Origin of the sequence: Clostridium tyrobutyricum DSM 2637 = ATCC 25755 = JCM 11008 (genome assembly GCF_000359585.1) — a bacterium.
Taxonomy (GTDB): Bacteria; Bacillota; Clostridia; order Clostridiales; family Clostridiaceae; genus Clostridium_B; species Clostridium_B tyrobutyricum.
Genome location: NZ_APMH01000023.1, coordinates 15,592 through 30,347 on the forward strand (window position 1 = coordinate 15,592; position 14,756 = coordinate 30,347).

11 protein-coding genes are annotated in these 14,756 nt (G+C 32.1%); all 11 read right to left on the reverse strand.

Annotation, left to right across the window (positions count from 1 at the left end; translation table 11 throughout):
- Positions 1 to 20 precede the first annotated feature (20 nt).
- A complete protein-coding gene (pfkA, locus tag J418_RS0110060; RefSeq protein WP_017753292.1) occupies positions 21 to 977 on the reverse strand; it encodes a 6-phosphofructokinase in 957 nt (318 codons plus the stop codon).
- A 211-nt stretch (positions 978 to 1,188) separates the two neighbouring features.
- Entirely contained in the window at positions 1,189 to 4,665 is a 3,477-nt protein-coding gene (locus J418_RS0110065; protein WP_017753291.1) for a DNA polymerase III subunit alpha, read from the reverse strand.
- Between the two features lie 50 nt (positions 4,666 to 4,715).
- Positions 4,716 to 5,000, reverse strand: a complete 285-nt coding sequence (locus J418_RS0110070; RefSeq protein ID WP_017753290.1) for a Dabb family protein — start codon at positions 4,998 to 5,000, stop codon at positions 4,716 to 4,718.
- A 21-nt stretch (positions 5,001 to 5,021) separates the two neighbouring features.
- On the reverse strand, positions 5,022 to 6,326 hold the full coding sequence (locus tag J418_RS0110075; RefSeq protein WP_017753289.1) for a DRTGG domain-containing protein: 1,305 nt from the start codon (positions 6,324 to 6,326) through the stop codon (positions 5,022 to 5,024).
- 9 nt (positions 6,327 to 6,335) lie between these two features.
- The gene (whiA, locus tag J418_RS0110080) at positions 6,336 to 7,289 is read right to left on the reverse strand and encodes a DNA-binding protein WhiA (protein ID WP_017753288.1); all 954 of its coding nucleotides are present in this window, start codon (positions 7,287 to 7,289) and stop codon (positions 6,336 to 6,338) included.
- 13 nt (positions 7,290 to 7,302) lie between these two features.
- A complete protein-coding gene (locus J418_RS0110085; protein WP_017753287.1) occupies positions 7,303 to 8,634 on the reverse strand; it encodes a gluconeogenesis factor YvcK family protein in 1,332 nt (443 codons plus the stop codon).
- Entirely contained in the window at positions 8,631 to 9,515 is an 885-nt protein-coding gene (gene rapZ / locus J418_RS0110090) for an RNase adapter RapZ (RefSeq protein ID WP_017753286.1), read from the reverse strand. Before rapZ ends, J418_RS0110085 begins: the two co-directional genes overlap by 4 nt.
- A gap of 150 nt (positions 9,516 to 9,665) precedes the next feature.
- Positions 9,666 to 10,580 carry a UDP-N-acetylmuramate dehydrogenase gene (gene murB / locus J418_RS0110095; protein WP_017895518.1) on the reverse strand — a complete coding sequence of 305 codons (915 nt, stop codon included), beginning with the start codon at positions 10,578 to 10,580 and terminating at the stop codon, positions 9,666 to 9,668.
- Between the two features lie 118 nt (positions 10,581 to 10,698).
- Positions 10,699 to 12,567: an excinuclease ABC subunit UvrC gene (gene uvrC / locus J418_RS0110100; protein WP_017895519.1), complete on the reverse strand. Its 1,869-nt coding sequence runs from the start codon at positions 12,565 to 12,567 to the stop codon at positions 10,699 to 10,701.
- 37 nt (positions 12,568 to 12,604) lie between these two features.
- Positions 12,605 to 13,213, reverse strand: coding sequence for a metal-dependent hydrolase (locus J418_RS0110105; RefSeq protein WP_017753283.1), 609 nt, complete (start codon positions 13,211 to 13,213; stop codon positions 12,605 to 12,607).
- A gap of 115 nt (positions 13,214 to 13,328) precedes the next feature.
- Positions 13,329 to 14,756, reverse strand: a complete 1,428-nt coding sequence (locus tag J418_RS0110110) for a peptidoglycan D,D-transpeptidase FtsI family protein (RefSeq protein WP_017753282.1) — start codon at positions 14,754 to 14,756, stop codon at positions 13,329 to 13,331.

Sequence of the window (14,756 nt, forward strand, 5' to 3'; positions counted from 1 at the left end):
TTAAATACAATTTTAATTTATTATGATAAAGCATTTGCTATTTCGAATAATTTTTCATCAAAATGCTTGGGTTCCTCTAAAGCTTCATCAATATCCTCATCTATTATCTTTCCATCTTTAATTCCTACAACTCTGGAAGATTTTCCTTCTTCAAGTAATTCTACAGCTCTAAAAGCCATTCGTGAAGCTAGTATTCTATCTCGGCAGCTTGGGCTTCCACCTCTTTGGATATGTCCAAGTTTTGTAGCCCTTGTCTCTATTCCAGTTATTTCTTCAACCTTTTTAGCGAGATCTTCAGCACCGCCAATTCCTTCCGCAAGTACTACTAAATTATGCATTTTACCATGCATTTTTCCTTCTAATATAGTCCTGCATAGAGTATCCTGTTCATATCCTTTTTCAGGGATGATTATATTTTCAGCTCCACCAGCCAACCCTGCATAAAGTGCAATGTCTCCACAATTTCTTCCCATGACTTCAACTATACTTACTCTTTCATGAGATGTAGAAGTATCTCTTAATTTATTTATAGCATCTAATACTGTATTTGTTGCAGTATCAAAGCCTATAGTAAAATCTGTATAAGCTAAATCATTGTCTATAGTGCCTGGTAAACCTACAGTTGATATTCCAAGTTTTGATAATAGCTGTGCTCCTCTGAAGGATCCATCTCCACCAATTACAACCAATCCATCTATTCCAAAAGTCTTTAATATATTGGCTCCTCTTTTTCTTCCTTCTTCTGTTTTAAACTCTGCACAGCGTGCAGTTCTTAAAATTGTTCCACCTCTTTGGATTATGTCTGCAACACTTTGTCTATCCATAGGTATTATTTCACCACTTATGAGTCCACTATAACCTCTAAGTATTCCCATAACATTGAAGTTTTTATCTAAACCGGCTCTTACCACTGCTCTTATGGCCGCATTCATGCCAGGGGCATCGCCACCACTTGTTAATACACCTATTGTTCTCATACGCTTATACCTCCTATGACCGCTGGGACTATTTATGTCCCACTTATATCATACAAACTTACATTTTTAAATACTAACTATGTTTTTAATTATATCATATATTTGCCCATTTTTCATCAAAATATAAAGTTATTTTAAATAAAAAAAGGTTAAAATACTAAACTTATATTGCATTTAGTATTTTAACCTTTTTTATATCAAATTATTCCAGTTACATAAATTTAATATTTGTATTACCAAAAGTATCTTTCAGGTAATCCAAGATACCATTTTCATTTTTAATCCACAATTCTCTATCGAGTCTAAATTTTTTTCTTTCCTTTTTGGTGCAAATATATACTGGAATATTTCCCTTATACCTTTGTACTAAAGATCTAAATTTATTTACATCATCTTTTAGATCGTCTTCACTTTCAATTAAAATATACAACTTTTTAGTATCAATTCTAATAAGAGGTTCTATAGTTTCACATATTATCTTGGGCTCTTCCTCTTCTCTTATGCTAACTCTTCCTTTTAATATCAACAGTGCATCTTCTTCAATGAGATTTCGAAATTTTTGGAGTATCTTTGGAAATATTATAACTTCTATAGATGCATATAAATCCTCTAATTTTGCAAATGCCATAATGTCATTATTTTTGGTTACTTTTTTAGAAAGTTCAGAAACAATTCCTCCTATTATAACCTTGTCTCCATCTTTTACTTTTGATTCACTAACAATCTCTCCCTCAAGAGTTTTATCCATGAGTATATCTGAAATTTTCAAACTAGTCTTAAGTACAAGTGTTTTTTTGTATTCATCCAATGGATGACCTGATAGATATAATCCAGTCATCTCCTTTTCCATAGCCAGTTTATCTCTTTCTTTAAATTCATTTATATCCGGGTAATGTATTCTTATGCTGCTGTCATCAACTGTAGAAAACAAGCTTACCTGTCCTTCAATGTTTCTCCTTCGAGATGCATTTATGCTTTCAAGTACCTTTTCATGAACAGCAATAAGTTTGGATCTATATACCCCAAAACAATCAAAAGCTCCTGATTTAATTAAACTTTCTATTAATCTCTTATTTATACATGTGATTTCCACATTGTTGCAAAAATCAACCAGGTCTTTAAACTTTCCATACTTATTTCTGGATCTTACTACACTATCTATGATATTTTCTCCTACATTTTTTATAGCAGAAAGACCAAATCTTATACTATTTCCTTTAACTGTAAATTTTGCATAGCTCTCGTTGATATCCGGTGGAAGTATATCTATATGCTGATCTTTTGCAAATCTTATATAATATGCAACTTTTTCACTGTCTCCCTTTATGCTATTTAGCATCGCCGCTGTAAATTCAACAGGATAATAATGCATTAAATAAGCCGTTTGAAATGATACTACTGCATAAGCTGCAGCATGAGACTTGTTAAAAGCATAGGAAGCGAAATCTATCATGGAATCATATATCTTATTTGCAATTTCCTTGGATATACCATTTCTTATACATCCTGGCACCTTAACATTTCCGTCCTCATCAACTATTCCATATACAAAATTGCGTCTTTCTTCTTCCATAACATGATGCTTTTTTTTGGACATGGCACGTCTTACCAGGTCACTTCTTCCCATGGAATATCCCGCTAGATCTCTTACAATCTGCATTACTTGTTCTTGATACACCATACACCCATAAGTAACTGACAAGATATGTTCAAGTTGTGGAGTTATGTAATTGACCTCCTCAGGATGATTTTTATTTCTTATATACTTTGGTATTTCAGACATAGGTCCTGGTCTGTAGAGACTTGTTCCAGCTATTATATCCTCCAATGAATCCGGTTTTAATTCCTTCACAAAATTAGTTATCCCTGGAGATTCAAATTGAAATACACCTACTGTCTTTCCTTCACCTATCATATTGTAAACGGACTTATCATCATAATCTATGCTGTCCAGGTCTATATCAATATTTTTATTTTCTTTGATCATTGTAATGGCATCTCTAAGTACAGTTAAAGTTCTCAACCCCAAAAAATCCATCTTTAACAAACCAAGTTCTTCCAAAGTGCCCATTGTAAACTGAGTTACTATATTATCTTCATTTTTCTGAAGAGGAACATAATTTACAAGAGGCTGGGAAGCTATAACAACTCCTGCAGCATGGGTAGATGTATGCCTTGGCAATCCTTCCAAAGCCCTGGCTATATCTATAAGTTCACTAGTTCGAGGTTCATTATCATAAGCCTCTTTAAATTCAGGATTCATTTCAAGTGCCTTATCTATAGTTATATTTAATACCGCAGGAATCATCTTTGCTATTCTGTCGACTTCACCATATGGATAATTCATGGCTCTCCCTACATCTCTTATACATGCTCTAGCCGCCATGGTTCCAAAGGTTATAATCTGAGATACATTATGTTCTCCATATTTCTTTACCACATAATCTATTACTTCTCCACGTCTTTCATAACAAAAATCACTATCAATATCTGGCATAGATACTCTTTCAGGATTTAAGAATCTCTCAAATATAAGATTATACTTTATTGGATCTATCTTAGTAATTCCCAGAGTATACGCAACTATAGAACCTGCACCGCTTCCACGTCCCGGCCCTGTCATTATTCCATTTTGTCTGGCAAATCTTATAAAATCCCATACAATAAGGAAATAATCAACGTATCCCATTTTCTTTATTATTCCAAGTTCATATTCTAATCTGTCTTTTAGACTCTGATTAATCTCCGAATATCTTTCCTTTAACCCCTTATAGCACAGATCTTTCATGTATTCATAATGGTCTATGCCTTCATCAAGAGGAAAATTAGGTAACTTTGATTTATGGAATTCGTAGTCAAAATTACACTCATCAGCTATTTTTACCGTATTTTCAATAGCTTCGGGAACATCTGAAAACATTTCATACATTTCATTCTGTGACTTCAAGTAAAACTGGTCTGAAGGATATTTCATTCTATTTTCTTCATCTACAGTTTTTCCTGTTTGTATACATAACAATACATCATGTGACTTATAATCTTCTCTTCTTATGTAATGAACGTCATTAGTTGCAACCAACGGTATATTTAATTCTTTTGACATTAGCTTCAATTGTTTGTTGATCTTAATCTGATCTTCTATGCCATGATATTGAAGTTCAAGGTAAAATCCATCTTTAAAAGTATCTCTGTAGAATACAGCTGTCTCCTTGGCTCTCTTTAGATTATCCTTTAATATATTTGACTGAACTTCTCCACTTAAACATGCACTTAAAGCAATCAAACCTTCACTGTGAGAAGATAGATAGTCATGATCTACTCTAGGTTTATAATAAAATCCTTCTGTAGATGCTGTAGAAACTATTTTCATTAAATTTCTATATCCTGATTCATTTTTCACTAAAAGCACCAGATGGTAATTTTCATTTTTACCGTTATTTTGTTTTATATGCATTGAATTTTGTGAAACATATATTTCACAACCTATTATAGGCTTAATACCCTGGGATTTTGCCTCTTTATAAAATTCCACACATCCATACATAACTCCATGGTCTGTTATTGCCATACTCTTCATTCCAAGTTCTTTTGCCCTTTTTACAAGATTGGGGATTTTGGCAGAAGAGTCTAAAAGAGAGTATTCTGTATGTTGATGCAAACTGACCCATTCATGATTTCCCTTTTCCATGCATACTCACCTCATCTTTCAGATAACACTACAAAAGTGCTATATAAAGTTTAAAAATCTACTGATACCGATGAATCCAGCATAGGCTTCAAATTAGCTAGAACTTCATTTACATGTACTGGATGAATCTGATATGCCTCCATATCCTTTATTGAATCAAATGTAGCAATTAATGCCAGATCATAAGATCTTTCAGATTTTACTACGTCAATACCTATTTTTATAGTGTTCAAAGATGGTATCTTTCCATCTACTTTCATAAGTATTTCCTTTGCCTTTTTTATATTTTCAGTATTCCTATCCTTTAATTTGAAAAAAACAACATGTGTAAACATTAATACAATTCCCCCTATATATTAACTTCTTATTATTCGTGCCGATAAAATACATTTACCAGCAATTTGTTTTTTATCATTATACATATCTATTTCTATCTTGCAAAAGTTTCTTCCTATATCAACTATATTAGAATATATGTGTATAACGCTATCTATTTGAAGTGGTTTCATAAAATAAGTACTGATACTGTCTACAAGTACATTTATATTGTTGTTTTGTCTCAATGTCATGACACCCATGGTAGAAAGAATCATATTGAGAGAACTCCAGGATGCAGTTCCAATTGGATTTAACATTTCTGGAACTATCTTTCCATAGAAATGGATGCAATCCCCTTCTGTATTGAATTCAAATTCCTTTAATACCAAATCCTCAAAAGTTTCTCCAAGCTGAGGTTGCCTAGCCATATATTGAAGAGCTCTTATGACATCTTTTCTTGTAACAACTCCTACTAATGTCTTGCCATTTACTACTGGAAATAATTCTATGCCCTCCCATCCCATTATATGGGCTGCATAAGCTACTGTAGCTTTTGGAGTAAGCGTTATTGGATTCTTATACATTAGCTTGCTTATCAATTCATCATCTGATGTTTTATTTGGTATATCCTTTAATGTAACAATACCAACTACCCTCTTTTTATTATCTACCACAGGATATCTTTCATGTTGAGTCCTCTCCAAATTCTCCCTCCACTTTAAAACTGTATCATTTATACTTAAATATTCAGGGTTATTTTCCATTATGTCTTCTATAAGAACAATATCCTTTTTTATTAAATTCTCAGAAATTGCTTTGTTTATCATACTTGCCACTGTAAATGTATCATAAGTAGTAGATATGACTGGAAGACATTTTTCATTTGCAAGTTCCCTTATTTCATCACTGCATTGAAATCCGCCAGTAATTAGAACTCCTGAATTATTTAGTAATGCAAGCCTTTGAGCCTCCTCTCTATTTCCAACTATTAAAAGACAGTCCTTCTTTATATACTTTTCCATTGCATCTATAGTCATGGCCCCTATAACAAAATAGTGAAGTACCTTATATACCCCATCTTTTCCGCCAAGCAGAGTTCCATCTATAATATTTATAACTTCACCATAAGTGAGGGATTCAATATTTTTCTTTTCAACTTTTTCTATTCTTATTGTACCTACCCTTGGAATAGTCGTAACAATTCCCAAATTATCAGAATCCTTTATTGCCCTATATGCCGTTCCATCACTTACCCCCAAATCACTAGCTATACTTCTTACCGATATCTTGGTGCCAACATCAAGTGAAAGTATATACTTGATTATATCTTCATGTTTTGACATAATCTATTCCTACCTCTCTTCTCTTCTCAGTTCATCTGCTATTTTTTCAATTCTCCTTAATCTATGATTTACTCCTGATTTCCCTACAGTAGGATTTAGCATTTCACCTAATTCTTTAAGCGATTCATCTGGATGATTTAGTCTTAATTCTGCTATTTCTCTTAGGTTTTGGGGAAGACGTAAAAGCCCGATTTCCCTCTTTATCAATTTTATACTTTCAGTTTGCCTTACTGATGCATTTACAGTTTTGCTTAAATTGGCAGTTTCACAATTTACCAGTCTATTAATATTATTCCTCATTTCTTTCATTATTCTTATGTTCTCTAAATCCAAAAGTGCAGAATGAGCTCCTACTATATTTAATAAGTCTACTATTTGTTCCCCTTCTTTTAAATAAACTATAAAACTGCTTTTTCTCTGAATAACTTTAGAGTTTAGCCCATATTCATTTATAAGATTACTTAAGTCATGTGCATAATTTTCATTGTGAGTTACAAATTCAAGGTGATATGTTTTTTCTGGATTGCTTATACTGCCGCCTCCAAGGAAAGCTCCTCTTATATAAGCCTTTTTGTACTCATCTTTTTCAAACACTATATCTGGTATACTATAATCCAGTGAAAATACATTTTCCTCCTTTTTAAGAAGTCCTATATCTTTAAGTAGATTTTCAACATGCATTTTTTCAGTAATAACAACTATATATATATTGTTCTTCTTTAACGAATTGCTCTTTGTCGCCAATATCTTACTATGTATATCAAATTTATCTTTTAATATAATAAAGATAAATCTCGCGATAGTAGGATTCTCTGTATTTACTTTAAAACTTATCTGTTTATTGGAGCCTAAAGATAAAGTACCACTTACTTTCATTATAGCTGACAACTCAGCTACAGCTTCTCCTTTGCTAATATTTATATACCTGCAGACTTCATTTTTTACCTTCAACGAAAATGACATTTTTATCACCTTCCTACTGCTTTTTATTTTCTTTAATTCTCTCAGACAGATAGAAATATTCAATTATCTTCTTTCTATCATACAATAATTTTTTATCCATAATTGTTTCTATTAAAATAGATGCAAGTTTTTCTGAATTATGTCTTATTAATCCATTTTTTGCACTAATAAAATCTCCTTCTATAACTTTTACCCCTAGTTTGTTTACTTCATCTTCATCTATATCTACAAGATGTGAAGCTTCCTCATGATATTTACCTGCCAAGTTTTTATCTATCCTTCCTACATTTACAATAACGTAGTCAATTATTCCATTTCCACCATGCTTATAAATTGTCTTTATGTGATCTGACACTGAAAAACCATCTGTTTCTCCTGGTTGGGTCATTATATTGGATATATAAATTTTTATACCTTTTGTTTTCTGAAGAGCCTCTGCAATATCCTTAACTAATAGATTTGGTATAACACTAGTATATAAACTCCCTGGCCCAAGAATTACAGCATCTGCCTCAACTATAGCTTGAATTGCTTCTTTTAAAGCCCTGGCTCCCTTTGGTTCAATAAATAATTTATCTATTTTAGTATTTCTCTTTATAGCTTCTTCAGGAATAGTGGATTCTCCTTGAGCCATAGAACCATCTTTATACTTTGCCTTTAATATCAGATTATCAAGAGTTACTGGCATGACTTTTCCCGTTACTGCCAATACTGAACTCATCTTATGAACAGCTTCTTCAAAATTTGAAGATATGCCATCCATGGCTGCCAAAAATAGATTTCCAAAACTTTGATTTTTCAGCCTTCCATCTTTGAATCTATACTGAAGTAAGTCTTCCATAAGAGGTTCAGTATCTGCAAGAGCCAATATGCAGTTTCTTATATCTCCAGGCGGTAATATTCCCAAATCTTCTCTTAGATCTCCTGAACCTCCACCATCATCTCCAACAGTTACTATCGCAGTTATATTGGAAGTGTAATATTTAAGACCTCTAAGCATAGTTGACAATCCAGTTCCTCCACCAATTGCAACTATTTTAGGTCCTTTTACAAGAAGTCTTTTTTCATATATCAAGTTTTCCAATTTTGCCGAACTCAAGGATACACTTAAATAACCTTTGTTTATAAGTGCTATTATGGATCTCATTCCTTGAGTTACTGAAATATATACTACAAAAACTCCGGATATAATTAGAAATATATAAAATGATATATAATACATGCTGTAAAATCTTCTATTTATAAATTCAATTACCCCGAATATTATAAATAGTCCACCCATGATTCCAAGCATAACCCACCTTTTAACTTTTATTCCAGGCCTGAGCCAGCCCATAATTTTCATAGTTTTTTACCACCTTTATTTACATCTTCCTCAATATCCCTATGATCTATATTAACTTTATGACCGATTTTATTTAATTTATCATAAATTGTATTTGCAATTGCTACCGACCTATGTCTTCCTCCAGTACATCCTATAGATATAATGAGTTGTCTTTTTCCCTCTTTGATATAATATGGTATTAAAAATTCCAACATGTCAGAAAGTTTATCTATGAATTGTCCTGTCTGGTCAAATCCCATTATATAATCTGCAACTAATTTATCATTTCCAGAATACTTCTTTAACTCTGGTATATAAAATGGATTAGGAAGAAATCTAACATCAAATACCAGATCTGAATCTACCGGTATTCCATATTTGAATCCAAAGGAAAGTACTGTTATCATTAGCTGGGTTTCTATCTGTCCCTCTTCTGAATATATCTTGGTTATTTCTTCTTTGAGTTCCCTTGTAGCCAGTTTAGAAGTATCTATTATATTATCTGCTTTATTTTTTAATTCTCTAAGTTTATTTCTCTCCATAGTTATTCCCTTTAATATTCTTCCTTCGGGAGCTAAAGGATGTTTCCTTCTAGATTCCTTAAATCTCTTTATTAAAACCTCATCTGATGCATCTAAAAAGAGTATCTCATATTTATATCCCTGTTTTTTTAAATAACTCAGGCTTTCAAATATATCATCAAAAAATTGGCCGCCCCGTATATCTATAACCAAGGCTATTTTATCAATTTTACCATCAGCTTTATAACATGCTTCCACAAATTTAGGTATTAATGTAGATGGAAGATTATCTACACAAAAATATCCTAAATCTTCTAAATTTCTTACAGCCTGAGTTTTACCTGCACCGGATAGACCTGTTACTATAACAAATCTCATAATCGTCCCTCCTAATTAGCAATAATCTTATTATATTACAATAGATGCACTGTTATAATTATAACATAAAAAAATTTCATAAAAAATAGAGGATCCAGCCTATCTCAAGCGGATTCTCCATTTTTATAATATATGAATTATTCCTGGATATCAATCTTCTCCAATAATTCTAACTTCTGTATAAAGATCTACATTGAACTTCTGTTTTACTGTATCTTGAACTAACTTTATTAAATCCAATATATCTTTTGAGGTAGCATCCTTTTTATTTATTATAAATCCTGAATGTTTTTCAGATACTTGTGCTCCTCCAACGCTCATCCCTTTCAAACCACTATCTTCTATTAATTTAGCTGCAAAATGGCCCTCCGGTCTCTTAAAAGTACTTCCTGCCGATGGATATTCAAGAGGCTGTTTTTCACTTCTTCTTCTATTTAGATTTTCAATTCTGTCATTGATTTTGCTATGATCTCCCTTTTCCAATTTAAACGTAACTTGCAAAACAATATATCCATACTTTAATATAGAACTCATCCTATAAGCAAGTTCCAATTGTTCAAGGTTTAGTATTCTCTTTTTAGTATGGTTGTCTATTACAATTACACTTTCAATAACATTGGATATTTCTCCATTATATGCTCCTGCATTCATAGTAACAGCTCCGCCTACGCTTCCAGGAATTCCACATGCGAATTCAAAGCCAGTCAAACTATTATCCAAAGCTTTCTGTGAAACATCCTTTAGACATGCACCACTTGATACTATAATTCTACTGCCCTGAATTTTTATACTCTTTAACTTAGTTAACTTTACCACTACTCCTCTTATCCCACCGTCTTTAACCAACAAATTAGAACCATTTCCCATTATGTAGTAAGGTACATTCTTTGATTTACACAGTTTCACTGCATCTAAAACTTGATCTGCACTTTCCGGAGTTATAAGAATATCTGCAGGCCCTCCAACTTTAAAAGAAGTATGGCTACTCATAGGCTCATCTATTTTTATATCTTTTTCATCTAATATTTTTATTAAATCATTACTAAAATCTCTAAATTTATTCATGGTTCTATTCTCCTTGAAATTTAATTTAAAATCTTAATCTAGTATAGTGTACATATGCATCTTAATCAAGGTTTATATATGCTTTTTTTAATAATTAGGCAGAAAGATGCCAGCACAACTAATTTTTCTGATTTTTAAAAAAATCTACAATACTTTGAGCTGTACGTCTATCAATAGAAGGTGTATTCACAAGTTCTTCTATTTCAGCTGTTTTTATGTTGTCTATACTTCCAAACTTTTTCAATAGCTCTTTTCTTCTATGATTTCCTACATTGGGTATGTCATCCAATATTGAATGAAGTACTCTCTTGTTTCTCAAACTTCTATGGTATGTTATAGCGAACCTATGAACTTCATCCTGTATTCTAGTTATAAACCTCATCAGGTTTGAATTGGATTTTATCAAAAGCTCTATATTATTATATATAAGTCCCCTTGTTTTGTGATTATCATCTTTAACCATTCCACAAACTGGGATATTTATATCAAAGTCTTTTAATACTTTAAGGCCAATGTTTATTTGACCTTTTCCACCATCCATAAGAATCAAATCTGGAAACACACAAAATTTTCCGGCACTTAGTTTTAAATTTTTATGCTGTATTCTCTTTATTTCATCTAACCCATGCTTAAATCTTCTGGACAATATCTCGTATAAACTATCATAATCATTTGCACCTTTAACAGTATTTATTTTAAATCTTCTATAATCACTGTGCTTTGCTGTTCCGTTTTCAAAAACTACCATACTTCCAACAGAATCAACACCTTGTATATTTGATATATCATAAGCTTCTATTCTATGAGGGATATCATCCAAATTTAAAATTTCAGTTAATTCTTCTAATGCCTTCTTATGTGTTTGAGTATCTTGGATAAACTTCATCTTGAAATTTGCGAGCATGGTTTCCGAATTTTTTTCCACTAATTTCAAGGTAGCTTTCTTATCCCCTCTATATGGAATTCTTATATTTACCTTGGAATTTTTTTTCATGGATAACCACTTTTGTAGCAATTCACAATCCTCCACTATAGGTACATATATACTTTTTGCTATATGAGCAGTTCCGCCATAAAATTCTTTAATAAAATCAGCAATTATTTCTCCTTTAGGAGAATCCACAGTATTTTGAATAATATAATGCTCCCTTCCAACTATTTTGCCATCTCTTAAGAAAAATATCTGTACACAGCTATCTACTTCATCGGATGATATATTTATAAAATCTTCATCTTCAAAATTTCCAGTTATTATCTTTTGCTTTTCTGTAACTTTTTGAACTGCAAAAATTTTATCTCTTATGTTAGCTGCTTTTTCAAAATCCAAATTCGTAGATGCATTGTTCATGTCTTCTTTTAATCCACTTATTATTTTTTTATCTTTGCCTGATAGAAGATCTATTATTTCATTCACTATTTTTCCATATTCATTTTTATTTATATAAGCAGCACAAGGTGCCTTGCACAATTTTATAAAATAATTCAAACAAGGTCTTATATTTGTCTCATCTTCTATTATTTTTATTCTACAGGTTCTTATCGGAAATATTTTTTTTATAAGTTCTATGGTTTCATATACAAAAGAAGAATTTGGAAATGGGCCAAAGTATTTTGATCCATCTTTTTTAATTCTCCTTGTAATAATTATCCTAGGGAAATCTTCATTCATAGTGAGCTTTATAAATGGATAATGTTTGTCATCCTTAAGCAATATATTATACTTTGGCCTATACTTCTTTATAAGATTGCACTCCAATATAAGAGCTTCTATTTCAGAATCTGTAACTATATACTCAAATTCATATATATTTTCCACCATTGCTCTTACCTTGGCAGAGTGATTTCTTGAATTTTGAAAATATTGGCGCACTCTATTTTTTAATACCTTAGCTTTTCCAACATATATAACTCCACCAAGAGAATTTTTCATAATGTATACACCGGGTTTATCCGGCAATACTTTTAACTGAAATTCAAGGTCAAACATACCATCATCCCCTACACAATAAAGTTTCTAACTTAGACTATTTATAAAATATTACTGGTATTTTATAAATAGTAAATAAGAGTCCACATATCATAAGTAATTGCTCTATAGCAGACCCAATTTTAGAATTAGTTTTATAAGTAAATGGAAACTTGACTTTTTTCTTCCTAAAAGGATAAAATAAAGGCACTCCCATATTAGTAAACATGTCGCATATAAGGTGCATTCCATATCCTATCATAAAATAATATACCAGATAATGTATATTATACATATTACCTATATATCCAGCTACAAAAGAAAATAATGACATTCCCATTAAGCTATGGGTAAGTCCTCCTCTATGTGAAGATACTGCTATTATAATAAAAACTATACCTAATGCCTTTATTATAGGTTTATCTAAATACAAATAATTGTACCATAAAAGCACTGCACCTATGCAGCCATATAGAGTAGCCTTCGTCATTTTATTTTTAAAAGGAAGTATATATTTATTTACTATACTTTTAGGATGATCTATATCCGGCAATATGGATGCAAATAAAACTACTATCATCCCCAAATAGTTAAATCCTCCCGGGAGAAATTTATAAATGGATAAAAAAGTAATTACTCCCATTCCAGCATGAGTTCTACCTTTCATTTTTTCTCCTTTTCATTGAATAAAGTTTAGTATAAGTGAGTATATTATAGCATTAAATTTTATATAATATTACTTTTTTCAACAAAATTTCCCGGGAAAACACTCGATTATATAATTATCTTCGTAAAGCTGTGCTTATTACCTGTGAAGCTATGGTAGCAGCTGCCTTTCCTCCCTGGCCTCCATTTTCTACAATTACTGCAATAGCTACCTGTGGATCATCATATGGTGCAAAACCTATAAACCATGAATGTGGAGGAGATCCTGCTCCCATAACCTGATTATCTGCAGTACCAGTTTTTCCGGCAACTTCTATTCCATTTATATAAGCTCCTGATCCTGTACCATTATCAACTACTGATTTCATCATATTTTTCATTATATCAGCTGTATTTGATGATATAATTTGTCCTGCTGATTCCGGAGATATTGTCTTTACTAGCTTTCCGCTGCTGGTAATTACACTTGTCACAAGATGAGGCTTCATCATTACACCATCATTTGCTATAGTACTTGTTACTACTGCCATCTGAAGTGGACTGGCAAGGACACTGCTCTGGCCTATACCGCTTTGAGCTATACTTCCTTTTTCATAAGACTTTAGTGTAGGAAAATGGCTGGCTTCTACAGGTATCCCATCTGTTGGAATGCTCTTGTTGAAGAAGAACTTCTCTGCAGTATTTTTCAATGTATTATTACCAAGATCAAGTGCTAGAGTACCAAAATATACATTACTTGAATGCGTGTATGCTTGATAAAGATTTAAAGTTCCAAGAACTTCTCCATTATAATTATGAAGTGCATAATCTGGACCTATTTGAACGGAACCTGTATCTTGTATAGTTCTATTCTGTGCATTTGGCATATTCTCAAGTGCACTTATTGCTGTTACTGTTTTAAATGTAGATCCTGGTGGATACAGCCCTGCAGTAGCTCTATTTAAAAGAGGTCTGCTTGAGTCTTTGTTTATAGCCGACCAACTGTCTTCAAGATTGTTAGGATCAAAGGATGGTTTTGATACCATGGCAATTACTGCTCCAGTTTTAGGATTCAGAACAACAACAGCTCCTCTATTATCTCCCAAAAGATCATAAGCCGTTTTTTGAGTTGCCATGTCAAGAGTAGTTTTTACTCCATTTCCAACCTTTTTTTTACTACGCCCTTTATTTAAAATCAGGCTTTTTAAGCTGTCCTTTATATCTGTAGTCATGAGATCTGTATCATATTTTCTTTCAAGCCCAGTTATCCCATACTTTTGATCTACATAACCAAGAATATGTGAAAATACTGCCCCTCCTGTATATTCCCTTTTCTGAGTTTCTGAATTTATAGGCTCGCTTTTAGTCAGAGCATCTCCATTTCTATCATATATAGTTCCCCTGAGTACCTCATTTCTCCTGATCCATGTTCTCCTGTTATGGCCATTATTTACTACACTGGGACCTACTATCATTTCAAAATAAGTCATATAGGAAACCAATCCTATAAAACATATCAAAAAAACAAACATTACTTTTTTTATATTATTTAGCGTATTATTCAT